The 25,197-nt window shown below is 63.4% G+C and carries 23 protein-coding genes; 19 read left to right on the forward strand and 4 right to left on the reverse strand.

Annotation, left to right across the window (positions count from 1 at the left end; genetic code table 11):
• Positions 1–55: 55 nt before the first annotated feature.
• The 3 genes from IPP28_10095 to IPP28_10105 are packed head-to-tail and all read right to left on the reverse strand — an operon-like array spanning position 56 to position 3,152.
• Positions 56–2,068, reverse strand: coding sequence for a M2 family metallopeptidase (locus tag IPP28_10095; GenBank protein MBL0041370.1), 2,013 nt, complete (start codon positions 2,066–2,068; stop codon positions 56–58).
• Positions 2,028–2,537, reverse strand: coding sequence for a hypothetical protein (locus IPP28_10100; protein ID MBL0041371.1), 510 nt, complete (start codon positions 2,535–2,537; stop codon positions 2,028–2,030). The genes IPP28_10095 and IPP28_10100 overlap by 41 nt, the downstream gene beginning before the upstream one ends.
• Before the next feature lie 9 nt (positions 2,538–2,546).
• Positions 2,547–3,152, reverse strand: coding sequence for a GNAT family N-acetyltransferase (locus tag IPP28_10105; protein ID MBL0041372.1), 606 nt, complete (start codon positions 3,150–3,152; stop codon positions 2,547–2,549).
• 122 nt (positions 3,153–3,274) lie between these two features.
• Here IPP28_10105 and IPP28_10110 point away from each other — a divergent pair, with 122 nt between their 5' ends.
• The 11 genes from IPP28_10110 (at position 3,275) to rplS (ending at position 13,296) form a co-directional block, all read left to right on the forward strand.
• Positions 3,275–4,504, forward strand: coding sequence for a sensor histidine kinase (locus IPP28_10110; GenBank protein ID MBL0041373.1), 1,230 nt, complete (start codon positions 3,275–3,277; stop codon positions 4,502–4,504).
• Complete coding sequence (locus IPP28_10115) at positions 4,501–5,142, forward strand: response regulator transcription factor (GenBank protein ID MBL0041374.1); 642 nt, start codon at positions 4,501–4,503, stop codon at positions 5,140–5,142. Before IPP28_10110 ends, IPP28_10115 begins: the two co-directional genes overlap by 4 nt.
• A gap of 85 nt (positions 5,143–5,227) precedes the next feature.
• Entirely contained in the window at positions 5,228–6,280 is a 1,053-nt protein-coding gene (locus IPP28_10120; GenBank protein ID MBL0041375.1) for a hypothetical protein, read from the forward strand.
• 161 nt (positions 6,281–6,441) lie between these two features.
• Positions 6,442–7,374, forward strand: coding sequence for an ATP-binding cassette domain-containing protein (locus IPP28_10125; protein MBL0041376.1), 933 nt, complete (start codon positions 6,442–6,444; stop codon positions 7,372–7,374).
• On the forward strand, positions 7,371–8,108 hold the full coding sequence (locus IPP28_10130) for an ABC transporter permease subunit (protein ID MBL0041377.1): 738 nt from the start codon (positions 7,371–7,373) through the stop codon (positions 8,106–8,108). The genes IPP28_10125 and IPP28_10130 overlap by 4 nt, the downstream gene beginning before the upstream one ends.
• Before the next feature lie 15 nt (positions 8,109–8,123).
• Entirely contained in the window at positions 8,124–9,983 is a 1,860-nt protein-coding gene (locus IPP28_10135) for a Gldg family protein (GenBank protein ID MBL0041378.1), read from the forward strand.
• Between the two features lie 11 nt (positions 9,984–9,994).
• On the forward strand, positions 9,995–11,182 hold the full coding sequence (locus tag IPP28_10140; protein MBL0041379.1) for a DUF4340 domain-containing protein: 1,188 nt from the start codon (positions 9,995–9,997) through the stop codon (positions 11,180–11,182).
• 173 nt (positions 11,183–11,355) lie between these two features.
• Positions 11,356–11,610, forward strand: a complete 255-nt coding sequence (gene rpsP, locus IPP28_10145; GenBank protein MBL0041380.1) for a 30S ribosomal protein S16 — start codon at positions 11,356–11,358, stop codon at positions 11,608–11,610.
• Positions 11,611–11,618: 8 nt separating this feature from the next.
• A complete protein-coding gene (gene rimM / locus IPP28_10150; protein ID MBL0041381.1) occupies positions 11,619–12,122 on the forward strand; it encodes a ribosome maturation factor RimM in 504 nt (167 codons plus the stop codon).
• A gap of 3 nt (positions 12,123–12,125) precedes the next feature.
• The gene (gene trmD / locus IPP28_10155) at positions 12,126–12,908 is read left to right on the forward strand and encodes a tRNA (guanosine(37)-N1)-methyltransferase TrmD (GenBank protein MBL0041382.1); all 783 of its coding nucleotides are present in this window, start codon (positions 12,126–12,128) and stop codon (positions 12,906–12,908) included.
• A gap of 28 nt (positions 12,909–12,936) precedes the next feature.
• Complete coding sequence (rplS, locus tag IPP28_10160) at positions 12,937–13,296, forward strand: 50S ribosomal protein L19 (GenBank protein MBL0041383.1); 360 nt, start codon at positions 12,937–12,939, stop codon at positions 13,294–13,296.
• A 69-nt stretch (positions 13,297–13,365) separates the two neighbouring features.
• Here the strand turns inward: rplS and IPP28_10165 are convergent, their stop codons facing one another.
• The gene (locus IPP28_10165) at positions 13,366–15,420 is read right to left on the reverse strand and encodes an enoyl-CoA hydratase/isomerase family protein (protein MBL0041384.1); all 2,055 of its coding nucleotides are present in this window, start codon (positions 15,418–15,420) and stop codon (positions 13,366–13,368) included.
• A 74-nt stretch (positions 15,421–15,494) separates the two neighbouring features.
• Between IPP28_10165 and IPP28_10170 the strand changes: the two genes are divergently transcribed.
• The 8 genes from IPP28_10170 to lepB all read left to right on the forward strand — a co-directional run bounded on the left by IPP28_10170 (position 15,495) and on the right by lepB (position 25,037).
• Positions 15,495–16,004: a hypothetical protein gene (locus IPP28_10170; protein ID MBL0041385.1), complete on the forward strand. Its 510-nt coding sequence runs from the start codon at positions 15,495–15,497 to the stop codon at positions 16,002–16,004.
• 7 nt (positions 16,005–16,011) lie between these two features.
• A complete protein-coding gene (locus tag IPP28_10175) occupies positions 16,012–18,609 on the forward strand; it encodes an EAL domain-containing protein (protein ID MBL0041386.1) in 2,598 nt (865 codons plus the stop codon).
• A gap of 148 nt (positions 18,610–18,757) precedes the next feature.
• On the forward strand, positions 18,758–19,360 hold the full coding sequence (gene rpoE, locus IPP28_10180; protein MBL0041387.1) for an RNA polymerase sigma factor RpoE: 603 nt from the start codon (positions 18,758–18,760) through the stop codon (positions 19,358–19,360).
• On the forward strand, positions 19,357–19,977 hold the full coding sequence (locus IPP28_10185; GenBank protein MBL0041388.1) for a sigma-E factor negative regulatory protein: 621 nt from the start codon (positions 19,357–19,359) through the stop codon (positions 19,975–19,977). Before rpoE ends, IPP28_10185 begins: the two co-directional genes overlap by 4 nt.
• A gap of 79 nt (positions 19,978–20,056) precedes the next feature.
• Positions 20,057–20,851, forward strand: coding sequence for a MucB/RseB C-terminal domain-containing protein (locus tag IPP28_10190; GenBank protein MBL0041389.1), 795 nt, complete (start codon positions 20,057–20,059; stop codon positions 20,849–20,851).
• A gap of 51 nt (positions 20,852–20,902) precedes the next feature.
• Positions 20,903–22,306, forward strand: coding sequence for a DegQ family serine endoprotease (locus IPP28_10195; GenBank protein MBL0041390.1), 1,404 nt, complete (start codon positions 20,903–20,905; stop codon positions 22,304–22,306).
• Between the two features lie 89 nt (positions 22,307–22,395).
• Positions 22,396–24,189 (forward strand): elongation factor 4, encoded by a 1,794-nt coding sequence (gene lepA / locus IPP28_10200; protein ID MBL0041391.1) that lies wholly within the window; start codon positions 22,396–22,398, stop codon positions 24,187–24,189.
• 29 nt (positions 24,190–24,218) lie between these two features.
• Positions 24,219–25,037: a signal peptidase I gene (gene lepB / locus IPP28_10205; protein MBL0041392.1), complete on the forward strand. Its 819-nt coding sequence runs from the start codon at positions 24,219–24,221 to the stop codon at positions 25,035–25,037.
• The last annotated feature ends 160 nt before the right edge of the window (positions 25,038–25,197 follow it).

The raw sequence follows: 25,197 nt of genomic DNA on the forward strand, positions 1-25,197 counted from the left end.
CAACGAAAAACGGGCCGAAGCCCGTTTCCCGTCGTTCTGGCGATGGCCGCGGGAATCACGCGGCGGGCGGCGTCCAGGAGCACTGCTGGCCCTGGTTCTTTTCCTGCAGCCAAGTCATCAGCGGCGCGAAATAGTCGAGGATGGCGCTGGCGTCCATCTGCTCGGTGCCGGTGAGTTCCTTCAGTGTCGCCGGCCACGGCTGGCTCTGGCCGTGCTGCAGCATCGCCCAGTACTTCTTGCCCGCTTCCTTGTTGCCGTAGATCGAGCACTCGTGCAACGGTCCCTTGAAGCCGGCGGCATCGCACAGCGCCTTCTGGAACTGGAACTGCAGGATGTGCGCGAGGAAGTAGCGCGTGTACGGCGTGTTGCCCGGCACGTGGTACTTCGCGCCCGGATCGAAGTCCTGTTCGGTGCGCGCGTTCGGCGCGGCCACGCCCTGGTACTTCATCCGCAGGTCCCACCACGCCTTGTTGTAGTTCTCGGGGCTGATGCGACCCGAGAACACGCCCCAGCGCCACTGGTCGATCATCTTGCCGAAGGGCAGGAAGGCGACCTTGTCCAGCGCCATCTTCATCTGTTCGTTGATCAGTGCTTCCTTGCTGACCTTGGGCGTGCCGACCAGGCCGATCGAGTTCAGGTAATTCGGCGTCAGCGACAACACGATGGTGTCGCCGATGGCTTCATGGAAGCCGTCGTGCGCGCCGCTCTGGAACAGCGGCGGCAGGTTGTTGTAGGCGAGGTAGTAATAGACGTGACCGAGCTCGTGATAGATCGTGGTCAGCTCGTCCTCGGTCGGTGCGATGCACATCTTGATGCGCACGTCGCCCATGTAGTTCATGTCCCAGGCGCTGGCGTGGCAGACCACGTCGCGGTCGCGCGGCTGGATCAGCTGCGAATTCGTCCAGAACGATGCCGGCAGCTTGGGCATGCCGAGCGAGACATAGAAGTCTTCGGCCAATGCCGCCATCTGTTTCGAATTGGCCAGGTCGGCCTGGCGACCGATCTCGACCTGCTGCGCGGCATCGACCTTGCCTGCTGCCTTCATCAGGGCCTCGAAGCCGGCGTCGCGGCGCGATTTCAGGCCGGCATTCACGTCCAGGCTGGAGACGCCTGGATAGGGCTCGACCATGCTGTAGATGTTGCCCCACTGCTGGGCCCACATGTTGCCGGTCAGGTGCGCCGGAATCATGCCGTTGATCTGGCCCTTGTCGCCGTATTGCTCGGTCAGTTCCGATTTCACGTAGCAGTGCAGCTGCTCGTACAGCGGTTTGACTTGATCCCACAGGCGATCAGTTTCCTGTTCGAATTCGGCCGGGCTCATGTCGTAGCCGGACCGCCACATCTCGCCGACATCGGCATAACCGAGTTCCTTGGCGCCTTCGTTGATCAGTTCGGCGAAACGCTGGTAGTCGGCGCGCATCGGCTTCGAGATCGTGTGCCAGCCGTTCCAGGCATCGAGTTGCGCGTCGTAGTCATGGCTGTTCGCGAGCACGTCGGAGAGCACGATCAGGTCGCGGCACTGGCCGTCCTTTTCGCCTTCGCGGCAATACTTGCCGGCGCCGTACATGCCTTCCATCTTGGTCGCGATGGCGGTCAGCTCGCCGAGCTTGGCCGGATCCTTCGGGGCCGGCATCGCCGTCGACAGCTTCATCAAGTCGAGCGCACGGCGCGTTTCCGGCTTCAGCGTGACGCCGTCGAACTTCGCCGATGCATCAACATTGGTCTTCAGTTCACCAAGGAACTTCTCGTTCGATTTCGCCGCCAGCAACTGGGTGTCGCCATTGATGTAAGTCAGCGACAGCCATTGCGCCGCGGTGAGTTCCGGATAGTCCTTCTTCAGCTTGGCATTGATGTCGGCGACGAACCGGTCGGCCGCGGCAGCATCGGGCTTGGCGGTGTCCGCGGTGGGCTGTGCAGGCTGGTTCTGGCAGGCGGCAAGACCAAGCGCGATCGCGCCGGCGATCAGGGTACGGGTCAAGTTCACGGAAAGCTCCGATGGGTCAGGAATTGGGAGTCGAAAGCGCAGGCTAGTGGTCGCGGTCACCGGCGGCAAGTGATGCCGCAGCATGCGATTGCAGGGGCAGCAATCCACGCTGTTGCAGCCAGTCGCGCGCGTCCCCGGCATCGTGTTCGAACCACGCGCGCGCCGAGCCGAGCCGGAACGTGTAGCCCCAGGCATCCATGTCCTGCATCACCCGCTCGCCACCGACGTCTTCCAGCGCGTCGCCGAGCACGATCTGCAGATAGCAGGTTGCGTCTTCCTCGAACTGGCAGTCGCTGGCGTCGGTGTGGATCGTGGCGCGACGTTCCGGCGCTGCGCAGATCAGGTGACAGGCCTCGTGCAGGAGCGAGTGCACGGGCGTATCCGCGCGTGCATACACGGCATGCCCGATGATGCCCGCTTCAGGTTCACCCCAGTAACTGCCGGGAATGGGCGCGTGGTCGCCGATGACCCGAAGGCTGAGGCCGTAGCGTCCGAGCAGACGCTCGATGCCGCCATGTCCGATCGCGGCAAGGGTCAGCACGGGCGCGCCCATCGGGTTCGTTCAACCGTGCTTGACGGCCAGCGTCGGCGTGACCGGACGATCGCGATCGGCGAGCCAGGGCAGGGCGGGCAAGTGGCCCGCGCCGGCCGCGAGATAGGTGTCCTGCACCCACGGGTAGCTGCAAAGCTCTTTCGCAAGCAGGCTGACGCGGCCATAGCCCGGCAAGACCTGCTGGCCAACCTCGCGGAAGCCGTAGGTGCCGTGGAACAGGACCGAGGCGTCATCCCGCGGTTCCAGCAGCACCTCGCAGCACAGGCGCGGGCTGCGCACGTCGGCGAAGCTCTGGACATCGGCGTAGAAGACGCGACCCAGGCCATGGCGGCGATACGCGCCGGCGACGACGATGCGGTCGATGTAGACAAAGTCGTCGTATTCACGCTGGAACCAGCGGAAATTGGGGCTCAGATAATCGGCTTCCGGGGTCAGCGCGACCAGAAAGCCTGCGAGATGCCCGTCGATTTCGGCCACGCGGAAATACCGGGCCTCGTTGAAGAACAAGCGTGCCCGTTCGGCATCCATCGGCAGGATCGTCGGCCCGGCGCTGTTGTTCAGGGCGAGGACGTGTTCGAGTTCGTGGTCGCGAACATCGCGCAGGCGTAGCGTCATGGATTCGGCAACGGGCAGGGGGAGCGGGCGCGGATTATGGCAGAGCAGCCCGCTCTGGCCAGTCGCCAAAGCATGACTTTCGTGGCGTGCGGCGGCACTGGACGGGCGCCTATGATGGCGCTATGGCTCTCACCCGCTTCGATCACGGCAACTGGCTCCGCTACGCGGGGCTGTTCACCTATGCCTGCGTCGGCGTGCCCCTGCTGCGCGAAACTGCGGCGCTGGCCGAAGAAGTCGATGTTCTGGTCTGGCTGCTGCACGGTACCGTTCCGGATGGCATCGGTGTCGACGAGCCGCGCGATCTCGCCGGCTGGTGGCTTGCCTATGTCGCCTTCGGCCTGTCCTACTGGGCCCTGACCAAGGACCTCTCGCGCGCCCGGCCGCGGGCGCTGCGAGTGCCCTTGCTGATCATCATGAACCTGGCCGCGATCGCGATCAGCTGGTTCAGTCAAAGCGGTCTCTCCGGGATCCTGTTGCTGGTCATGGCGGGCGTGTTGCCGTGGTTGCTGGCGCCGCGGATGGCCGTGGTCTGGGCGATCATGCAGAACCTGAGCCTGCTGCCGGTCTTCGTCGGCCTGCGTGACCTCACCGGCGAGCCGTTGTACGGATGGTTCGATGCGATTCTGCAGAGCTTGCTCTATGTCGGGTTCTCGAGTTTCACCTTCGTCACGTCGATGGTCGCACGCGGCCAGGCGGAGGCGCGGGAAGAGCAGCGTCGGCTCAACTCCGAACTGCGCGCGACCCGTGCCTTGCTTGCCGAATCGACTCGCATCGCGGAGCGCGTTCGCATCGCCCGCGAATTGCACGATCTGGTCGGTCACCACCTCACCGCACTGACCCTCAATCTCGAAGTCGCCAGCCACCTCGTCGACGGTAATGCCAAGGACAAGGTGCGCCAGGCGCAGTCGGTCGCGAAGCTGCTGCTGTCGGATGTCCGCGAAGTGGTCGGCCAGATGCGCGACGAGGCCGAGATCGATCTCGGCAGTGCATTGCGCTCGCTGATCGAAGGCGTGCCGACCCCGAAAGTCGTCATGGACCTGCCCGATGATTTCCGGGTCGAGGATGCGCGTCGCGCGCATGTGCTGTTGCGCTGCACCCAGGAAATACTGACCAACACCATCCGCCATGCGCGAGCCGAAACCCTGTGGTTGCGTTTCGCGCGCGAAGCCGATGGCGCACTCACCCTGCGTTCCCGGGACGACGGCGTCGGCGCCGACGCCGTCGCCGCAGGCAATGGCCTGTCCGGCATGCGGGAACGTCTGAACGAATTCGGCGGTTCTCTGGATATCGATACCGCCCCGGGTCGCGGCTTTGCGCTCGCGGCCACCCTGCCCATGGAGACCAAACCATGATTTCCGTCGTACTTGTCGATGACCAGACCCTGGTGCGCCAGGGCGTGCGCAACCTGCTTGAACTCTCCGATTCCATCCGCGTCGTTGCCGAAGCCGCCGACGGCGTCCAGGCGATCGAGTTGATCCCGCGCCTGAAGCCCGACGTCGTCCTGCTCGACATGCGGATGCCGAACTTGTCCGGCCTGGACGTGCTGAAGACGCTGACCGCGCGCGGGCAACTGCCGCCGACCATCATCCTGACCACCTTCGACGACGACCAGCTGGTGCTGGCCGGGCTCAAGGCGGGAGCGCGCGGCTACCTGCTGAAAGACGTCACGCTCGATCAACTGGTCGACGCGGTAAAAACGGTCGCGGGCGGCAGTTCGCTGGTGAAGCCGGCGGTGACTCAGCGCCTGCTGGCTGGGTTGGAGCACATGCACAACCAGTTTGCCAGCCTCGACCAGCCGGACCCGCTGACCGAGCGCGAGACCGAGATCCTGCGCTTGATGGCGGGCGGTTACAGCAACAAGGAGATCGCGAATTCGCTGGGTGTGGCCGAGGGAACCGTCAAGAATCATGTCTCGAACATCCTGTCCAAGCTCGGCGTACGCGACCGTACGCGCGCGGTGCTGAAGGCCTTCGAGATCGGCATCGTGTGACGGATCGCGCATCCGACGGTAGCAAACCGCCGGGTGAAGCCAGTAACATCCCCCACCTTTGCTTCCCGGAACGAAGTCCCTGCCCATGCTGCGAATCGTCGAAATCATCCTGGCCGTCGTCTTTGCCGTCCTGTTTTTCATCGTGCTCGGCCTGTTCTTCGGAAAGGACGCACGCATCACTCGCTCGGTCGAGGTCGGCAATCCGATCACCCAGGTCTACGACAGCCTGAACGGCTTCCACAACCTCAACCAGTGGAATCCTTGGCAGCACGTCGATCCGAACATGACCAAGAACGTCAGCGGCGAGGCCTTCGGCGTCGGTTCCCGGCTCGACTTCCAGAGTTCGGAGAAGCGCGTCGGCAACGGTTCGCTGCAACTGGTCGAAAGCACGCTCGAGGACGACGGCGTGATCCGCTTCGCCGTCGAGAATGATTGGCTCGGCAAGAACAAGCAGCTGATTTTCCGCCTCAAGCAGGATCCGAAGACGCGCAGCGTCAGTGTCATCGCCGAGTTCGATGTCGAGTACGGCTGGAATGTGCTTGGTCGCTATGCCGGCCTGTATCTGGATGGCCGCATCGGCGAGGATCTCGAAATCGCGCTGGCACGCTTCGCGACCACCATGGCCACGGTGCCGATGGTCGACTACAGCCAGATGGTGGTCGAGGAAGTCGAACTGCCGGGACAGAACATTCTTTACGTGGGTGGTGGCATTCCTGCCGCGCCGCGCAAGTGGGACGAAGCCCAGATCGAAATGGACAAGGCGTGGAAGCAGGTCGAGGACTTCATGAAGGCCGAACGCATCGTTGCAACCGGTCCGAAACTGCGCGTCGTGAACGTGCTCGGCGAGGAGTTCAACGACTTCTCGATGGCCTATCCGATCGAATCGGACGCAGTCGCCGTCAAGAACAATGTCCGCATCGGCAAGTCCTATGCCGGCAAGGCGCTGAAGCTGCAGTTCGTCGGCGACCGTCTCGCCATTGGTGTTCCGCGCGGTCCTCGCGAGGCGTTGAAGGCCTATGCGATGACCCATGGCCGGATGTACCCGTGGGACGGCTCCGGCCAGTACGACGAGTGGGTGGGCGATGATCCGGCCACCGGTTATCCGCTGACCAATGTCTACCTGCCGCTGATCAAGTAATTCCAGCGACATGCCGCACCATCGCCCCGGCTCGCCCGGGGCGATTCGTTTGTGCGGGAACTTTTCCGCAGATGCGCACACAGAGTGCCGCTTGAAATCCCGCGGCGCCGTCCCCAATCGGTCGCGCGCCTTGTCCAGTTCAGCCATCGCGAGCGCTCTCGATGATCGAAACCAGAAACCTCAGCAAACGCTACGGCGAATTCGTTGCCGTCGACCGCATCAGCTTCCGGGTCGAACCCGGGCAGGTGCTCGGCTTCCTCGGCCCGAACGGTGCCGGCAAGTCCACCACGATGAAGATGCTCGCCGGGTTCCTGACGCCGAGCGATGGCAGCGCGTCGATCTGCGGCCACGACGTGGTCGAATCCGCGCTCGCCGCCAAGCGTCTGGTCGGCTATCTGCCGGAAGGAGCCCCGAGCTACGGCGAGATGACGGTGCACGGCTTCCTCGAATTCATCGCCGACATCCGAGGTCTGTCGGGTGAACAGCGTCGTCGGCAGCTGGACGATGCCATCGGTCGCCTGAGTCTGCAGGGTGTGGTGCAGCAATCGATCGAAACCCTGTCCAAGGGATTCAAGCGTCGCGTCGGACTGGCGCAGGCGATCCTGCATGACCCGAAGGTGCTGGTGCTCGACGAGCCCACCGACGGCCTCGATCCGAACCAGAAGCACGAGGTGCGTGCCCTGATCCAGGCGATGGCCAAGGACAAGACCATCATCGTGTCGACGCACATCCTCGAAGAGGTCCACGCGGTCTGCAACCGCGCCATCATCATCGCGCGCGGCAAGGTGCTGGCCGACGACACGCCGGCTGCGCTGGAGGCGCGTTCGCGCTTCCACCAGGCGGTGTCGTTGAGTGCCGACAACGCGCAGGCCGCGCGTGACGTGCTGGTCCGGATCGGCGACGTCGCGGCAGTCGAGATCGATACCCAAGATCAGCGCGTGACGGCGTTCCCGCGCCCGGGCAAGGCGATCTTCGGCGCCGTCGTCGATGCCTTGAAGGCGAACGGCATCCAGGTGCACGAGATCGCACTCGAGCAGGGGCGGCTCGACGAAGTCTTCCGCCAGATCACGACCACCGCCAAGGAAGCCGCATGAGTCCGACCCGCATCCTGTTCCGGCGCGAACTCGCGAGTTACTTCGCGACGCCGGTGGCCTACGTGTTCATCGTCATCTTCCTGCTGCTCTCGGGCGCGTTCACGTTCTACATGGGAGGATTCTACGAGCGCGGCCAGGCCGACCTGCAGCCGTTTTTCGGCTTCCACCCCTGGCTGTACCTGTTCCTGATTCCCGCAGTGGCGATGCGGTTGTGGGCCGAGGAGCGCAAGTCCGGCAGCATCGAACTGCTGCTCACCTTGCCGGTCACGATGGGCCAGGCCGTGCTCGGCAAGTTCCTCGCCGCCTGGGCCTTCGTCGGCATCGCGCTGGCACTGACGTTTCCGATCTGGATCACCGTGAACTACCTCGGTGACCCGGACAACGGCGTGATTGTCGCAAGCTACCTCGGTTCGCTGCTGATGGCCGGTGCGTTCCTCGCGGTCGGCTCCTGCCTGTCGGCGATGACGCGCAACCAAGTGGTCGCCTTCATCCTCACCGTGGTCGCCTGCTTCCTGCTGCTGCTGTCCGGTTTCCCGATGGTGCTGGATTTCTTCCGCGGCCTCGGGTTGCCGCAGGGCGTGATCGACGCGATTTCCGGGCTGTCGTTCCTGACCCATTTCAACGCGATCAGCAAGGGCGTGCTGGATCTGCGCGACCTGTTCTATTTCGGGCTGATGATCGGTTTCTGGCTGTATGCCACGACCATCGTCATCGACCTCAAGAAAGCCGACTGAGGAGGCCGACCCATGATTTCATTGAATCGACGCACCCTGACCGGCGGTTCGCTGGCCCTGCTCGGCGTACTGCTGGTCGCGGTGCTGGTGATCGGCAACGTGGTGCTGCGCGGCGCCCGCATCGACTTGACCGGCAATCACCAGTACACGTTGTCGCAGGGTACGAAGCACATCCTGTCCGGCATCGACGAGCCGATCAATCTGTATTTCTATTATTCCGATCGTGCCACGCAAGACATTCCGCTGCTGCGCAATTACGCCGTGCGCGTGCGCGAGTTGCTCGAAGAGATGGCGGCGAAGAGCGGCGGCAAGTTGCGCCTGAACGTGATCGACCCCTTGCCGTTCTCGGAGGAAGAGGATCGAGCCTCCGGATTCGGTCTGCAGGCCTTGCCGGTGGGGGCAGCGGGCGAGTCGGTGTTCTTTGGCCTGGCCGGCACCAACAGTACCGACGGCCAGAGCGTGATCCCGTTCTTCCAGCCGGACAAGGAAGTGTTTCTGGAATACGACATCGCCAAGCTCGTGCACAGTCTGGTCGTCGGGAAGAAGCCGGTGGTCGGCGTGCTGGCAGGCTTGAATGTGGCCTCTGGTTTCGATCCGGCCACGCGCCAGATGCGCGACGGTTGGGCCTTCTATCAGGAACTTGGGGACCTGTTCGACTTGCGTCAGCTCAATCCGGCGGCGACGACGAAGATCGATGCCGAAATCGGCACCCTGCTGCTGGTCCATCCGAAGGGCTTCAGCGATGACCTGAGCTATGCCATCGACCAGTTCGTGCTGCGCGGTGGCCGTCTCGTCGTGTTCGTTGACCCCTATTCGGAGCGCGATGACTCCGGCAATGATCCGGAAAATCCGCAGGCGGCGATGTTCGCCAAGCGTGATTCGGACTTGCCGACGCTGTTCAAGGCCTGGGGCATCGACTATGACCCGACCATGGTCGTGCTCGATGCAGCCAACGCCTTGCCGGTGCAGACCCAGCCGAATGCGCCGCCAACCCGGCATCTGGCCATCCTGGGTCTCGGCAAGGACAGCTTGAGCCAGGACGAGATTCCGACGGCGCAACTGGAGAGCATCAATTTCTCGACCGCCGGCCAGTTCAAGGTGGCCGATGGGTCGGCGCTCAAGTTGATCCCGTTCGTACAGAGCAGCGGCGACGCGATGCTTTACGAGGCCGAGCAGCTGAAGTTCATGCCTGATCCGGAGCAATTGTACGAACGCTTCGCGGCAACGAAGGAACACTATGTCATCGCCGGTCGCCTCGAGGGCAAGCTCAAGACGGCATTCCCGGCGCGCAGCGACGAGGGACATCTGTCCGAATCGAAGGAAGCCGCCAACATCGTCCTGGTCGCCGACACCGACGTGCTGAGCGATCGTCTGTGGGTGCAGGTGCAGAACTTCTTCGGCCAGAAGCTGATGAATGCGTTCGCGAACAACGGCGACCTGATCATCAACATCGTCGACAACCTGGCGGGTTCCGCCGATCTGATCGGCATTCGCGGGCGTGCGACATCGGCACGGCCGTTCACGACGGTCGAAGCGATCAAGCGCCAGGCCGATCAGCGCTTCCGTCAGAAGGAGCAGGAACTGCAGAAGCAGCTGGCGGATACCGAGCAGAAACTGAACGATCTGCAGCAGGGCAAGTCGGCCGAGAACGCCACCATCCTGACTCCGGAGCAACAAGCGGAATTGACGCGCTTCCGTGACGACAAGGTGCGCATCCGCAAGGATCTGCGGCAGGTGCGGCGTCAGCTCGATGCCGATATCGAATCCCTGGGCAGCAAGCTGAAGTTGATCAACATCGGCCTGATGCCGCTGCTGCTGACCATCGGTGCGCTGGCGTTGCTGTGGTGGCGTCGCCGCGAACGCGTGAAGGCCTGAGGAGTGCCGCGATGACGAGACATACGCTGGTCAAATTGGCCCTGGGCACCACGGTGGCCGTCGTGCTGGCCTTGTGGGCAAGCGCTTCGCGGGGTCCGACCGATGAGGCGGCTCGGGTCGGTGAGCCGCTGCTGAAGGGACTGCGCGAGTCGATCAACGAGGTCACGCAGTTGCGCGTGATCGAAGCGGGCGACAAGCCCGCCGTGACCTTGCAGCGCGTCGCCGACGGCTGGACGGTCGTCGAGCGCGGTGGTTATCCGGCCGATATCGGCAAAGTCCGTGAAACCCTGATCGGTCTGTCCGAAGCCACCCTGATCGAGGCCAAGACCGCGAATCCGGAGCGGCATTCGGTGCTCGGCGTCGAGGATGTTGCGAAGCCGGATGCCAAAGGCATGCGCGTCGAGATCGATGGCAAGATCCCGGCGAAGATCGTTGTCGGCACCTACAGCACGCAAGGCAATGGCAGTTTCGTGCGCCGCAATGACGAAGCCCAGGCCTGGCTCGCGAAGGGCAATCTGGTGCCGGACCGCCAGGCTGCGAATTGGTTGGTGAAGGACATCGTCGATATCGCCTCGGATCGCATCATGCGCGTCGAGATCAAGCGCGGCGACAGCTCGTTCGCGGTGCTCAAGACCTCGCCGGAGCAGACCAATTACACCGTCGAAAACCTCCCGGCCGGGCGGGAACTGCTGTCCGAGTACGAGGCCAACGGCATCGCCTCGGTCCTCGCCGGACTCAAGTTCGATGATGTTGCAAAGGCCGAGTCCGCGGTCCCAGATCCGTCCTCGATGATCGTCGCAACGTTCCGCACCTTCGACGGGCTGGTGATCGAGATCACCGGATTTGCATCGGAAGGCAAGCGTTATGCGACTTTCGCGGCCTCGGTCGACGGGGCGCGTGCCGACCTGGCTGCCAAGGCGGCGCAATTGAATGCCGTTGCCGATCACGAACGCGCCACCAAGGCCGAGGCGCCGGCTGCTGATTCGGCCGACCCCTCCACCCAGCCGGCAGCGGAACTCCCGTCGCCGCCTTTGGCCGTCACCGACCCAGCCGCCTTCATCGCCGAGCGCCGCAAGGCGGTCGATGACGAGGCGACCAAGCTGAACGTGCTCACCAAGGCCTGGGTGTACGTGCTTCCGGCGTACAAATATGCGAATATGGATAAGCGTCTTGAGGATCTTCTGAAGCCGAAGGCGTAACTGGATTCGCCATTCCGGTGGCGAATCACCCGCGCGACGCGTTGCGACGGTCAATCCCCCGAATGGGCAGTGGAGCGAAATGGGCTCCTGCTTTCTTTTTTGTGGAAGACCGGATAAAGTCGCGCGCTTTCTTTCATCACCGGTTCGCCGGCCTGTTCGTCAAGAGATCCCAAATCATGGTCAAGATTCGTCTTTCCCGCGGCGGTGCGCCGAAGCGTCCGTTCTATCACATCGTCGTGACGGACAGCCGCAGCGCCCGCGACGGTCGCTCGCTGGAGCGCATTGGCTTCTACAACCCGGTTGCGACCGGCAAGGAAGTCAAGCTGCAGCTGAACGCCGAACGTGCGCAGCACTGGATGTCGCAGGGCGCGCAGCCGAGCGACAAGGTCGCGTACCTGCTGAAGCAGGCGGCCAAGCCGGCGGCTTGATCAGGACGATGAGCGGCCGCCAGATCACGGTTGGCCGCATCGTTGGCGTGCATGGCGTGAAAGGGTGGGTCAAGCTGCTCTCGCACACCGATCCGATCGACAACCTGTTGCGATACCGGCCTTGGCGCGTCGCGCTGGACGGCAGCGAAACCGAGTTGAAGCCGCTGGAAGGGCGGTTGCAGGGCAAGGCACTGGTGGCGCGACTCGAAGGTGTCGATGACCGCGATCAAGCCATGCGCTGGATCGGTGCCGACATCCGCATCGACCGTTCGCTGTTGCCGCCGCCGAAGAAGGGCGAGGTGTACTGGGTCGATCTGGAGGGATTGAAGGTCAGGACGACCGACGGCGTATTGCTCGGTACCGTGTCGCATCTGTTCGCCACCGCGGCGAATGACGTGGTGGTGGTGCAGGGAGAACGCGAGCGGCTGATCCCCTTCATCAAGGATCGGTTCGTCAAGTCGGTGGATGTGGACGGCGGCGAGATCGTCGTCGACTGGGATCCGGAGTTCTAGGCGATGCGCTTCGATGTGCTGAGCCTGTTTCCGGACTTCGTCCGCGATACGGTCAAGCTGGGCGTGGTCGGGCGCGCGATGGATCGCGGCTTGCTGGACGTGCAGGGATGGAACCCGCGCGATTTCACCGAGGACGTGCACCGCACTGTCGATGATCGACCCTGTGGCGGCGGACCCGGGATGGTGATGCTGATCGAGCCCTTGCGGCGCTGTCTGGCTGCAGCGAAGGCGGCAGATCCGCGGCCGGCGAAAGTGCTTTATCTCAGTCCTCAGGGTGAGCGGCTGACGCAAGGAAAAGTTGAAGCCTTGGCGCGCTGCGAGCGGGTGATCCTGCTATGCGGTCGTTACGAGGGCATTGACGAACGATTCTTGGCCGCTTCGGTGGACGAGGAAGTATCGATCGGCGATTATGTGCTGTCCGGCGGCGAGCTTGCCGCGGCGGTGCTGATCGACGCGGTCGGAAGATTGCAGGACGGCGCGCTCGGCGATGCCGCTTCTGCGCAGGAGGATTCGTTCTCCAACGGATTGCTGGACTGTCCGCATTACACGCGCCCGGTGCGCGACGGCGGACAGGACGTACCCGAGGTGCTGTTGTCCGGAAACCATGCGCACATTCGGCGCTGGCGTCTGAAGCAGTCTCTCGGCAGGACATGGTTGCGTCGCCCTGATCTCCTGGCGCGATGCGATCTGGACAAGGCAGCTCGGAAGCTGCTGGAAGAGTTTCGGCAGGAGTATTTCGCCGAGCATGGCCACGACCGGTCAGGACGACCGGACAGCCGAAACTGAGCAACACAGATTTCTACAAGGTGATGTCATGAACTTGCTGCAGCAATTCGAACAGTCGCAAATGAGCCGCACGCTCCCGGCTTTCAGCCCGGGCGACAGCGTCGTCGTCAACGTGAAGGTCAAGGAAGGCAACCGCGAACGCGTGCAGGCCTATGAAGGCGTCGTCATCGCGATGGCCAATGCCGGCCTGAACTCGTCGTTCACCGTGCGCAAGATCTCGCACGGTACCGGCGTCGAGCGCGTCTTCCAGACCCACAGCCCGATCATCGATTCGGTGCAGGTCAAGCGTCGCGGTGCGGTGCGTCGCGCCAAGCTGTATTACCTGCGCGATCTCGAAGGCAAGGCAGCGCGCATTCGCGAAGACCTGTCGCAGAGCATCGCGGGCTGATCCAGTCCCGGTGCGACGAAAAAGCCGCGCATTGCGCGGCTTTTTTGTTTTCCGTATCCGGAGGGACGCTCAAAGGGCGTCCCATCCCGCCTTCGGCTTGAATCGCTCGCCATGCTTGGCCGCCAGCGCCTCCAGTCGGGTTTGCAGCGCAGCCGCGCCAGTATCGCGGATGTACTGGATCGGGCCGCCTCGGAATGGCGCGAACCCGGTGCCGAAGATGATGCCGGCATCGAGTTGTTCGGCGTCGTCGACCACGCGTTCGTGCAGACAGGCCACGGCCTCGTTGAGGAAGGGCAGAATCATGCGGTCTTCCAGATCCCCCGGCGCCTGATAGTTCGACGGCACCTCGGGTTTCTGCGCGCGGCCGTCTTTCCACAGGTAGAAACCTTCGCCGTCCTTCTTGCCGCGTTTGCCGGCGGCGATCATGCCCTGCAGCTTGTCCGGTATCGAGATGCCGAGGAACGGACTGAGCACCTTCGACACGCCGGTCGCGACATCAAGCCCGACCGTATCCATCAGTTCGATCGGACCCATCGGCATGCCGAACTTCTTCGCGGCACGGTCGATCACCGGTCCCGGCACGCCTTCCGCGTATAGCGTCGCGGCTTCAAGCATGTACGGGAACAACACGCGGTTGACCAGGAAGCCGGGCGAGGTCGCGACGGGCACCGGCAGCTTGTCGATGGCTTTCGCGAAGGCGGCGACGCGCGCGCCGACGGAGGCGTCGAGGCCGTCATGCCGCACGATTTCGACCAGCGGCATCATCGCCACCGGGTTGAAGTAGTGCAGGCCGACGAAGCGTTCCGGATGGGCGAGCTGGGTGCGCAGTTCGGTGAGCGGGATGCTGGAGGTATTGGTCGCCAGGATCGCCGTCGCTTTCATGCGCGGTTCGAGATTGGCGTACAGCGCGCGCTTGGCATCGAGGTTCTCGAAGATCGCCTCGATGATCAGGTCCGCCTCCGGCACCTTGGCCGATTCGACGTCAGCGACCAGGCGCGCACGCACCGGCGCGATCCGGTCCTCGGTCTTCAGTTTCTTGGCGAACAGTTCCTCAGCGCGTTTCAGGGCCGGCTCGATGTACTTCATCTCGCGGTCCTGCAGGCTGACGGTGAAGCCCTGCAGGGCGCACCAGGCTGCGATGTCGCCGCCCATCACGCCAGCGCCGATCACGTGCACGTGGCGGATGCCGTGCTCGGCGCCGCCGCCGAGTCCCTTCAGCATTTCCTGCAGGAAGAAGATGCGCACCAGGTTGCGGGCGGTGGGCGTCTCGGCCAGCTTCGACACCGAACGCGGTTCGGCTGCGAGGCCCTTTGCGACGCTGCCACCGTTGCGACGCCAGAATTCGATCATCGTGAACGGGGCGGGGTAGTGCTTCGGATCGGCCTTGCGCGCGACCTGCTTGCGCATTTGCGGCGCGAGGATTTGGCGGGTCAGCCACAAGTTCGTCGCCCAGGTCTTGAAGCGTTGTCCGGCCGGACGATGTGCACCGCGCAGGGCCAGTTCCTTGGCTCTCGCGGCCAATTCCTCGGGGGCGCATACCTTGTCGACGAGGCCGATCGCGCGGGCATTGCTGGCGCTCAGGCCACGCCCGGTCAGCATCATGTCGAACGCTGCTGGTGCGCCGACCAGATGCGGTAAACGCGCGGTGCCGCCCCAGCCGGGCTGGATGCCGAGCTTCACTTCGGGCACGCCGAGGCGGGTCTTCGGATCGTTCGTCGCGATGCGATAACGACAGGCCAGCGAGATTTCGAGGCCGCCACCCATGCAGTGGCCGTGGATCGCCGCGACCGTCGGCATTTTCAGGCCAGCGAGCTTCGCGAACACGCGATGACCGCGCTTGATGGCGTCGATGGTTTCGCCACGTTCGGCAAAGCTGCGGAATTCACGGATGTCGGCGCCAGCGATGAAGCCTGCGGGCTTGGCCGAGCGCAGGATCACTGCTTTGGGCGGCTCGATCTGGATGCGTTCGATCAAGCTGCCGAGTTCTTCGAGCACCTCGCGCGACAGGCTGTTGACCGACTCGCCGGCGCGGTCAAGCAGCAGGGTCAGGACGCGGTCGCCGTCGATCTCGTATTTCCAGTGGCGGGGCTGCAAACCGTCGAACATGGGCACCTCGATGGGCATTTCGTGATGGAGAACAATGATCCCGGGCCGATCGCGGTCTGGTCAATCGCGGCCGTCGAGGCTAAGGTTGGCGCATGAGCGGAGACAACCGGATCAGCACCACGTCGGAGGCTACGTCACTCTTCGTGACGCCAAAGCTCTACGACGAGATTGTCGAGTGCGACAAGCACCTGATCGCGATCGAGTCGCCGCGGGTGGACGACATCATCGCGCAGTTCCGTCAGTTCGCGATGCGCAGCGGGAATTCGGTCTATCACTGGTCCGAGGGTGCCGGCATCGTGTCGATGCGCGAAAGCGATCTCACCGTGCCGGGCAGCCAGCGGATTCACGACGCATTGCGTCACGTCCAGAACAGCCTGCATGTCGGCGTCTACCTCTTCACCGGATTCTCCAAGCTGCTGCGGCCGCCGGTGACCGGCGTGCTGCGACAATTGGCCAAGCAGCAGGGACAGGCACGCAAGCTGGTGTTCATCGATAGCAAGGTGCGCATGCCGGAAGGACTGGAAGTATTCGTGCACCGCATCGTCCACGACATTGAAACGAAGCGTCCGCCGCGTCTGCGCGACGGACGCTGGGTGACTTGAGGCAGCCATGGCGGACGGTGCAGTCCTGTTGCTCGTGAACGAACGTGGTGATCGTCGGCTGCTCTGGGAGCTGCTCGACGGCGAGGAGTTCGAGGCGCTTTATGCGGCGAAGGATGTCGCGCAAGCGCGTTCGATGCTGGCACAGGACAGTGAGGTTGCGCTGGTCGTGCTGGAAGTCGGCGCAGAGGACAGCGAAGTCAAGCTGTTCTGCGAGGAGCTCATGCAGGATCCGCAGACGTCCGCGTTGCCGGTGCTGATCGTCAGCAGCGTCGACCCCGGGCACGTGTGGACGCATGCGGTGCCGGCCAACGTGCGCGGATTTCTGCATTCGCCGGTAGAGTCCGAGGCGGCCTTGGCACTGATCCAGTCGGCCATCATGCCGGCAGCGCCAGTTGCGGCCTCCGCGGCTGTCGACACGGCTCACGTTGCCAGTTCGGGCGAAGACTATCGCTTTGCCTTCGACGCCAGCCTCGATGAACTGCTGGTGTCCGACCCGACCTCCGGCAAGGTGCTGGATGCCAATCAGACCTTTTTGAAGCAATCCGGATTCACGTTGGATCAGGTGCGCGCGCAGACCGTCGACCAGCTCGACCTGACCCATCGTGGCGATGCCCGACGCGAACTCATGCAGTTGATGCAGCGCCAGGGCAGTGTGCGTACGCGGCAGATGACGCCGCGGGCAGACGGTCGCCGGGTGCCGGTCGAAGCCGTTTCGACGCCGGTCCGTGTCGGCGAACAGATGCGGCTGCTCACCGCTCTGCGTGCGATTCCGCCCGATGCCGTCGGTCGTCCATTCGGTGAATTCCTCGACTTGCTGTGGAGCCAGCGCGGCAGCGAGGGCTTGTCCAAGGCATTGACTCAACGTCTCATCGAGTGGGCCAAGTTCGATTTCCTGCATCTGGTGGCGCAACGTGCCGAGACTGGCGAGGAGGGCGATCTCGTCGTCAGCTTTCAGCGTCCAGGTCTGCCGCCGCTGATCGGAGAACACCTGCGCAATGCCGCGTTGCGCAAGGTCATGAATGGCGATGCTTTTGCCGTCCATGCCGACGCCTGGAAAGCGCTCGGCGGCGAGGCGATCGCGAACAGTTATCGATTTGAGTCCCTGGTCGGCATTCCGCTGCGCGACGAGCGCCAGGTCGTTATCGGCGGCATGGTCTGTGCCGGGCGCCACGTGATTGCAGAGGATTCGGGTCTGGTCCAGGCGGCACGATCCGTGGTGACACGCCTGGCCATGGAGCTGGAGATCGAACGTGCGCATGAACTGGGTCGCGCCAAGGGCTTGCAGGATTCGTTGACCGGCCTGCCGAATCGCCTGCTTTACAACGATCGTCTCGAAACCACGATCAAGGAAGCGCATCGCACCGGCGAGTGCTTCGCGGTGCTGTTCGTCGACCTGGATCGATTCAAGACCGTCAACGACAGTCTCGGCCACGGGGTCGGCGACGAGTTGCTGATTGCCGTATCCAAGCGCTTGCGTGCCTGTGTGCGCGGCAGCGATACCGTGGCGCGTTATGCAGGCGACGAGTTCACCCTGATCCTGCGCCACATCGTTCAGCGCGACGACGTGCTGCGTATTGCCGAGAAGATTTGCCGTGTGCTGGAAGCGCCGCTGACGCTGGGCGACGGTCGCGAACTGCACATGACTTCGTCGATCGGCATCAGCTTCTACCCGGACGATGCGACGACCGCAGAGAAGATGCTGAAGCATGCCGACATCGCGATGTACAACGTCAAGGGCATGGGTCGGAACAACTTCCAGGCCTACGTGGCAGTACCCGAGGAATCGCACCAGCAGCGCCTGTCGCTCGAATCGAAGTTGCGCGTGGCGGAGCGCAACAACGAGCTTCGCGCCTACTACCAGCCGCAGGTGAATACGGTCACCGAAGACATCATCGGCATGGAGGCCCTGATCCGCTGGGAACATCCCGAACTGGGCATGATTTCCCCCGGCTTTTTCATTCCGCTGGCCGAGGACAACGGCTTGATCGTGCCGATCGGCGAATGGATGCTGCGGACCGCCTGTGCCGACACCAAGCGCTGGCATGACAAGTTCGGCGTGCCGCTGCGGATCTCGGTGAACCTGTCGGCGCTGCAGTTGCGCCAGCCGAACATGGTCGAGGTGGTGCAGCGCGTGCTTGAAGAGACCGGGCTGGACCCGAATCACCTGGAGCTCGAGGTCACGGAAAGCATCAACGTCAAGACCATTCCTAACCTGATCGAGACGTTGCAGGCGCTGCGCGACATGGGCTGTTCGATCGCCATCGACGATTTCGGCACCGGCCAGAGTTCGCTCGACTACATCAAGCGTTTCCCGGCCGACCGCATCAAGATCGATCAGACCTTCGTGCGCAACATCGGTGTCGACCCGGACGACGAGGCCATCGTTCGCGCCACCATCAACATGGCGCAGCACCTGAACCGCAGCGTGATTGCAGAGGGCGTCGAATACGAGGAGCACCTCAACTTCCTGCGCGAGCACGGATGCGAGGAATTGCAGGGTTATCTGTTCGCCCGGCCGATGCCGCCGGCATCCTTCGAAAACCTGATGGCGGAGCGTGAACGCCTGATCAATGGCGGCCCGGTCGACGCGGCGGAATTGTCGTGAACTTTATCGATTCGCGCTGGTCTATGAGCCCGATTCCTCAGAACGGGACCGCGCGATGCCAGCCAGTTCGTCCTTGCTTCCCACGCCCGCGGCGGTTCTGCCGTTCGCGGCGGTGATGCCGCCGCAGACCCCAGCCGGAGCCGCACGCATGAGCGAGGCCGACGCCGATCTGGAACTGGTACGCCGGGTCCAGGCCGGACAGAAGAACGCCTTCGATCCGCTGGTGCGCAAATACCAGCACAAGGTGTTCGCGATCATCCTGCGCTACGTGCACAACCACGCGGAAGCGCAGGACGTCGCCCAGGACACGTTCCTGCGGGCCTACCGTGCCCTGGCAAATTTCCGCGGCGAAAGCGCGTTCTACACATGGCTTTACACGATCGCGACCAATACCGCGAAGAACCATCTGGTCTCGATGGGCCGTCGGCCGCCGAGTGACGACATCCAGATCGACGATGCGGCCCAGTTTGAGAGCGCGATGCGCTTGCGCGATCCGGCGACGCCGGAGCGCGAGATGATGCGCCAGGAAATCGAAAAGGCGGTCACGACGGCGGTCGATAAATTGCCGGAGGAATTGCGACAGGCGATCACGCTGCGCGAGGTGGATGGCCTGAGTTACGAAGAGATCGCGCAAGTCATGAATTGTCCGATCGGTACCGTGCGTTCCCGCATCTTCCGTGCGCGCGATGCCATCGACCAGAACCTGCGGCCGCTGCTGGATGGCCGCGATACCGGATTGGAAGCGTCATGAGCGACGAGACCGTACGTGAACAACTGTCGTCCTTGATGGACGGCGAACTGGCGCCGGACAGCGCGCGTTTTCTGAGCAAGCGTCTGGGCAATGATCCCGAATTGGCGGCGACCTGGGAACGCTGGCATGGTCTGCGCGACAGTCTGCGCCAGCAGGGCACGTTGGCGCCGATCGATTTTTGCGCCCGGGTGCGCGAGGCGATCGATGCCGACGAGGGCATGGGCGCGCTTGAAGCGCGTGGCCCTGGCCGGATCTGGCGTGGCGTGGCCGGTGGCGCGATTGCGGCCGGTGTCGCGGTGTTTGCGCTGATGCTGGGTGGCCCGGTCACCACACCGGAGCAGGCCGTCCCGGTCGAGGCCACGCTGGCGAGCGTGGCACCGGTCACCACCAGCGATCTGACGCCGAACTGGCGTCTGTCGCCGGTTGCGGACCGTCAGAGTTTCGTTCTGGCGCAGCCTCAGCTCAACGATGAGTTCGACGGCTACTTCGTCGATCACGGCTTGGCCAATGGCAGCGCCGGGGCGCTCGGTATCGTGTCCTACGTGCCGGTGGTGGCGGCACCGGCCACGCGGGCCGAAGCGGCTCAACTGCAAACTGCCGGCAGCGCTGCCCGCTGACATGAAGTCGTCGCTGCGTCTCTGTTTGTTGCTTCTGGGAGCTGCAACCTCGGCGGCAGCCCAGGACGCTCTAGGACTGTTGAGCGCCGCCCAGCAGGCGCAATCGGCGCGTGCTTTCGAAGGCGTCGTGGTGTTCATGCATGACGGCCGCTTCGACGCCGTGCGCGTGGTTCAGCGGCCTGGCGAAGGCGGTTACCAGCAGGTCGCCAGTCTCAGCGGAATGCCGCGTGCGCTGTTCCGCGATGGTCGAGAGACCCGGATCGAGGCGCCGGGTCGTGCCCAGCGCTTGCCATCGATGGTGTTCGCTGCGCACGTGTTCGATGCCGGTCGGGTGGGCGAGAGCTACCAGATCAGCGATGCCGCCGAGGAACGGATTGCCGGATTCAACGCACGAATCGTCGACGCAGTGGCTCGAGACGACGTCCGCCACTCGCAACGCTTGTGGATCAATCCGGAGAATGGCCTGCTGCTCGGCGTGGCCCTGATCGGACCGCGTCGCGAAACCCTGCAGCAGGTGATGTTCACGTCCATGGTCGTCGATGCGCGCAGCAGCGGCGAGGCAGCGGCCAAGGCAGCGGTGGTGGCACCGGCCATGGCCGAAGTCCCGGTCACGTTGCCGAAGGGATTCCGGTTGATCGCCGAGCGCATCGAGAGTGCGCGACGCAGCCTGATCCTGAGCGACGGACTGGCGATGATCACGCTCTATCTGGAACCGCGCAGCGACGAGCTTGACCGCCTGACCACGCTGCGACGCGGCGCAACCCAGCTGGCGTCGCGTCAGCTCGGGCACCAGCGTGCGGTCGTCGTCGGCGAAGTGCCGTTGACGACGGCGGTCGATCTCGCCAATCGCGCTGCCCAAGCGCTGAACGATTGAGTGGTGCCGCGCTGTCGCGCGGCCCGTTTTCACACACAAGGAGAGACATCCATGTTGAAGCGTTGTCTGCAGATCGCCGTGTTCGTCGCGGCCATTGCAGTGTCCCCGTTGCGTGCGCAGGCATTGCCGGATTTCACGCAGCTGGTCGAGCGCAATGCGCCGGCGGTGGTCAATATCACCGCGCGCAAGAATGCCCCTGACGTCAATGATCCATCACAGCTGAGCGAAGAGGAGGTGCCGGAAATCTTCCGTCGCTTCTTTGGAGATCCGCGCCAAATGCCGAATCCTGGCGGTGGCGAGCGCGTGTCCGGCGGTTCCGGCTTCGTCATTTCGGCCGACGGCTACCTGATGACCAACCACCATGTCGTGGACGGCGCCGACGAGGTCACGGTGCGCCTGAAGGATCGCCGCGAGTTCAAGGCCAAGGTCATCGGCAGCGATCAGCAAAGCGATGTCGCCCTGCTCAAGATCGAGGCCAGCGGCTTGACGGCAGCCACGCTTGGGGATTCGTCGAAACTGAAGCCTGGCCAGTGGGTGGTCGCGATCGGTTCGCCCTACAACCTCGACTTTTCGGTGACCGCGGGCATCGTCAGCGCAGTCGGCCGCAATCTCGGCGACGACCAGCGCTACGTACCCTTCATCCAGAACGATGCCGCGATCAACCGCGGCAACTCTGGCGGCCCGCTGTTCAATCTCGACGGTCAGGTCGTCGGCATCAATTCGCAGATCTTCTCGAATACCGGCGGCTCGATCGGCCTCAGCTTCGCGATTCCGATCGATTATGCGAACAAGGTCGTGGCGCAGTTGCGCAGCAAGGGCAAGGTGTCGCGTGGTTACCTCGGTGTGGGCCTGAATGAGATCGATGCGACCAAGGCCAAGGCTTTCGGACTGTCGCGCGTGACCGGTGCGCTCGTCGCCCAGGTCAATGCCGACACGCCCGCCGTGCGTGCCGGCCTCAAGGAAGGCGACGTGATCGTCAGCGTCGATGGCCAGAAGATCGAGCGCTCGGGCGATTTGCCGCCGATCATCGGCGCCACGGCACCGGGAACCAAGGTGACCCTCGGCATCGTCCGCGACGGCAAGCCGATGACGGTGCCGCTGGTCGTTGGCGAGTTGCCGGCCGACTTGACCGCCGGTGGCGGTCGCGGAACCGGTCCGGAAGCCGAACCGGTCAAGGGGGACGCATTGGGGCTCAATGTCCGCGAGTTGAGCGCCGACGAGCGCGAACAGTCCGGCATCGACAACGGCGTCCTCGTCGAAAACGTGACGGGCAGCGGCGCTCGCCGTATCGGGCTGCGCCCGGGCGACGTCGTCATCATGGTCGGGCGCAAGCGCGTGAACTCGGTGGCCGACTTCAAGGCCGCTGCGGCTGCGATCCCGAAAGGCGAGTCGGCGATGTTGCTGGTCCGTCGCGGCGGCAGCAACTCGTTCATCGCCTTGCCGCCGGAGGAATGATCCGGCGCCCGTCGATGGCCGGACCGTGCGATAATCCGCCATCCCCTTGAATGAGTGGCCCCGGCTTCGCGCCGGGGCCTTGGTATTGCATGAAGCATATTCGCAATTTTTCGATCATCGCCCACGTCGACCATGGCAAGTCGACGCTAGCCGACCGCATCATCCAGATCTGCGGCGGTCTTGAAGCGCGCGAGATGGAAGCCCAGGTGCTCGACTCGAACCCGATCGAGCGCGAGCGCGGGATCACGATCAAGGCACAGTCGGTCTCGCTGCCGTTCACGGCCAAGGACGGACAGACCTATCTGCTGAACTTCATCGATACCCCGGGCCACGTCGATTTCTCGTACGAAGTTTCGCGCTCGCTGGCGGCCTGCGAGGGCGCGCTGCTGGTCGTCGATGCGGCGCAGGGCGTCGAGGCGCAGTCGGTCGCGAATTGCTACACCGCGGTCGAGATGGGTCTCGAGGTGCTGCCGATCCTGAACAAGATCGACCTGCCCACGGCCGATCCGGAAAAGGTCAAGAAGGAAATCGAGGCCGTGATCGGCCTCGACGCCACCGACGCCATCCAGGTCAGCGCCAAGACCGGGCTGAACGTGCGCGACGTGCTTGAAGCCATCGTCGAGCAGATTCCGCCGCCAAAGCCTGGCGACTGCCCGCAGTTGCAGGCGCTGATCATCGATTCCTGGTTCGACAACTATCTCGGCGTCGTCTCGTTGGTACGCGTGATGCAGGGCGAGATCAAACCCAAGGACAAGATCCTGGTGATGTCGACCGGGCGCACGCACGAGGTCGATCAGGTCGGCATCTTCACGCCGAAGCGCAAGGTCACCGACCGTCTCGGTCCGGGCGAAGTCGGGTTCGTCTGCGCATCGATCAAGGAAGTGCACGGTGCGCCGGTCGGCGATACCTTGACCATGGCCAAGGATCCGGCCCCGTCGGCGCTGCCGGGTTTCCGGAAGATGCAGCCGCGCGTGTTCGCCGGCATGTTTCCGACCAATGCAGATGACTATCCGGATCTGCGCGAGGCGCTGGAAAAGTTGACGCTGAACGACTCGTCCCTGCATTTCGAGCCGGAAAGTTCGGAAGCGCTCGGTTTCGGATTCCGCTGCGGTTTTCTAGGCATGCTGCACATGGAGATCGTGCAGGAGCGTCTGGAACGCGAATACGACCTTGACCTGATCACCACCGCCCCGACTGTGGTCTACGAAATCCTCGACACCGATGGCAAGGTCGCGCCGCTCGACAATCCAGCCAACCTGCCGCCGCCCAACAAGATCGAGGAGATCCGCGAACCGATCATCCAGGCGACGATCCTGACCCCGCCCGACTACGTGGGCAACGTCATTTCGCTGTGCGAAGAAAAGCGCGGCAGCCAAGTGTCGATCAACTACCTCGGTTCACAGGTCCAGATCATTTACGAAATGCCGCTGGCCGAGGTGGTGCTCGACTTCTTCGACCGGCTGAAATCGGCCAGCCGCGGCTACGCCTCGCTCGACTACCACTTCCTGCGGTTCGATCCCGGCAGCTTCGTGCGCCTTGACGTGCTGATCAATGGCGACAAGGTCGATGCACTGTCGTCGATCGTGCACCGTTCGCAGGCCGACCGCCGCGGCCGTGATCTGTGCGAACGCATGAAGGACCTCATCCCGCGCCAGATGTTCGACGTCGCCATCCAGGCCGCGATCGGGGCGCAGATCATTGCGCGCTCGACGGTGAAGGCGATGCGCAAGAACGTGCTCGCCAAGTGCTACGGCGGCGATGCCACGCGCAAGAAGAAATTGCTGGAGAAACAGAAGGAAGGCAAGAAGCGCATGAAGCAGGTCGGCCGCGTCGAGATCCCGCAGGAAGCTTTCCTCGCGGTGCTGCAGACCGACTCCAAATAACTCCAGACACGGACGCCCGCATGGGAAACATCAAGCTCGATTTCGCCCTGATTCTCGTGGTGCTGACGGCCGTCACCGGCTTCGTCTGGGCCATCGACCACTTGCTGTTCGCGAAAAAGCGCACTGCCCGGTTAGGTGATGCGGCCAAGGAACCTTTGCTGGTCGAGTACTCACGCTCGTTCTTTCCGGTGATCTTCGTCGTCCTGATCATTCGCTCGTTCATCGCCGAGCCGTTCCGGATTCCGTCCAGTTCGATGATGCCGTCACTGCTGATCGGCGATTTCATTCTGGTCAACAAGTTCTCCTACGGCATTCGCATTCCGGTACTGAACAAGGAAATCATCGCCATCGGCAAGCCAAAGCGCGGTGACGTCGTCGTGTTCAAGTATCCAGGGAAGTTCCCTGGCGACCCGGCGGCCGGTACGGACTACATCAAGCGGGTCATCGGCGTACCCGGCGACACCATCAGCTATGTCGAAAAGGTCGTGTACATCAATGGCGAACCGGTCGAGCAGGTGCCGATCGGCCGTTACGAAGGGGTGGGTCAGGGCCAGGGCATGACCGGCGCGCAGCGATCGATCGAGAAGTTGCCCGGCCGAGAGCACGAAATCCTGCAGAGTCCCTATGCGTCCGCACCACCGCCGCTCGGCGATACCTGGACCGTGCCCGAAGGCGGCTATCTGGTACTGGGCGACAATCGCGACAATAGCGAAGACAGCCGGTATTGGGGTATGGTGCCCGAGGCCAATCTGGTCGGCCGCGCCTTCTTCATCTGGATGAACTGGGATTTCGAGAACGGCGGCGTCGACTTCGGACGAATCGGTTCTGTCATCCGCGGAGGAGAATGAAATGACTATCGTGCGTTCGCGTCAATCCGGAATTTCCTTCTTGGGATTTATTATCATTCTCGCGGTCGTCGGGTTTTTCGCGTATCTGTTCATGAAAATCTATCCCGCCTATTACGAGTACTACAACGTAGTCTCGGCGATGGAGGCGATCAAGCGCGAG

This window comes from Lysobacterales bacterium, assembly GCA_016721845.1.
Lineage (GTDB): Bacteria > Pseudomonadota > Gammaproteobacteria > Xanthomonadales > Ahniellaceae > JADKHK01.

Coding starts and splice junctions, on each gene's coding strand:
- IPP28_10095 (MBL0041370.1), bottom strand. CDS start 2,068: ATGCTGCGGCATCACTTGCCGCCGGTGACCGCGACCACTAGCCTGCGC.
- IPP28_10100 (MBL0041371.1), bottom strand. CDS start 2,537: ATGGGCGCGCCCGTGCTGACCCTTGCCGCGATCGGACATGGCGGCATC.
- IPP28_10105 (MBL0041372.1), bottom strand. CDS start 3,152: ATGACGCTACGCCTGCGCGATGTTCGCGACCACGAACTCGAACACGTC.
- IPP28_10110 (MBL0041373.1), top strand. CDS start 3,275: ATGGCTCTCACCCGCTTCGATCACGGCAACTGGCTCCGCTACGCGGGG.
- IPP28_10115 (MBL0041374.1), top strand. CDS start 4,501: ATGATTTCCGTCGTACTTGTCGATGACCAGACCCTGGTGCGCCAGGGC.
- IPP28_10120 (MBL0041375.1), top strand. CDS start 5,228: ATGCTGCGAATCGTCGAAATCATCCTGGCCGTCGTCTTTGCCGTCCTG.
- IPP28_10125 (MBL0041376.1), top strand. CDS start 6,442: ATGATCGAAACCAGAAACCTCAGCAAACGCTACGGCGAATTCGTTGCC.
- IPP28_10130 (MBL0041377.1), top strand. CDS start 7,371: ATGAGTCCGACCCGCATCCTGTTCCGGCGCGAACTCGCGAGTTACTTC.
- IPP28_10140 (MBL0041379.1), top strand. CDS start 9,995: ATGACGAGACATACGCTGGTCAAATTGGCCCTGGGCACCACGGTGGCC.
- rimM (MBL0041381.1), top strand. CDS start 11,619: ATGAGCGGCCGCCAGATCACGGTTGGCCGCATCGTTGGCGTGCATGGC.
- trmD (MBL0041382.1), top strand. CDS start 12,126: ATGCGCTTCGATGTGCTGAGCCTGTTTCCGGACTTCGTCCGCGATACG.
- rplS (MBL0041383.1), top strand. CDS start 12,937: ATGAACTTGCTGCAGCAATTCGAACAGTCGCAAATGAGCCGCACGCTC.
- IPP28_10165 (MBL0041384.1), bottom strand. CDS start 15,420: ATGCCCATCGAGGTGCCCATGTTCGACGGTTTGCAGCCCCGCCACTGG.
- IPP28_10170 (MBL0041385.1), top strand. CDS start 15,495: ATGAGCGGAGACAACCGGATCAGCACCACGTCGGAGGCTACGTCACTC.
- IPP28_10175 (MBL0041386.1), top strand. CDS start 16,012: ATGGCGGACGGTGCAGTCCTGTTGCTCGTGAACGAACGTGGTGATCGT.
- rpoE (MBL0041387.1), top strand. CDS start 18,758: ATGAGCGAGGCCGACGCCGATCTGGAACTGGTACGCCGGGTCCAGGCC.
- IPP28_10185 (MBL0041388.1), top strand. CDS start 19,357: ATGAGCGACGAGACCGTACGTGAACAACTGTCGTCCTTGATGGACGGC.
- IPP28_10195 (MBL0041390.1), top strand. CDS start 20,903: ATGTTGAAGCGTTGTCTGCAGATCGCCGTGTTCGTCGCGGCCATTGCA.
- lepA (MBL0041391.1), top strand. CDS start 22,396: ATGAAGCATATTCGCAATTTTTCGATCATCGCCCACGTCGACCATGGC.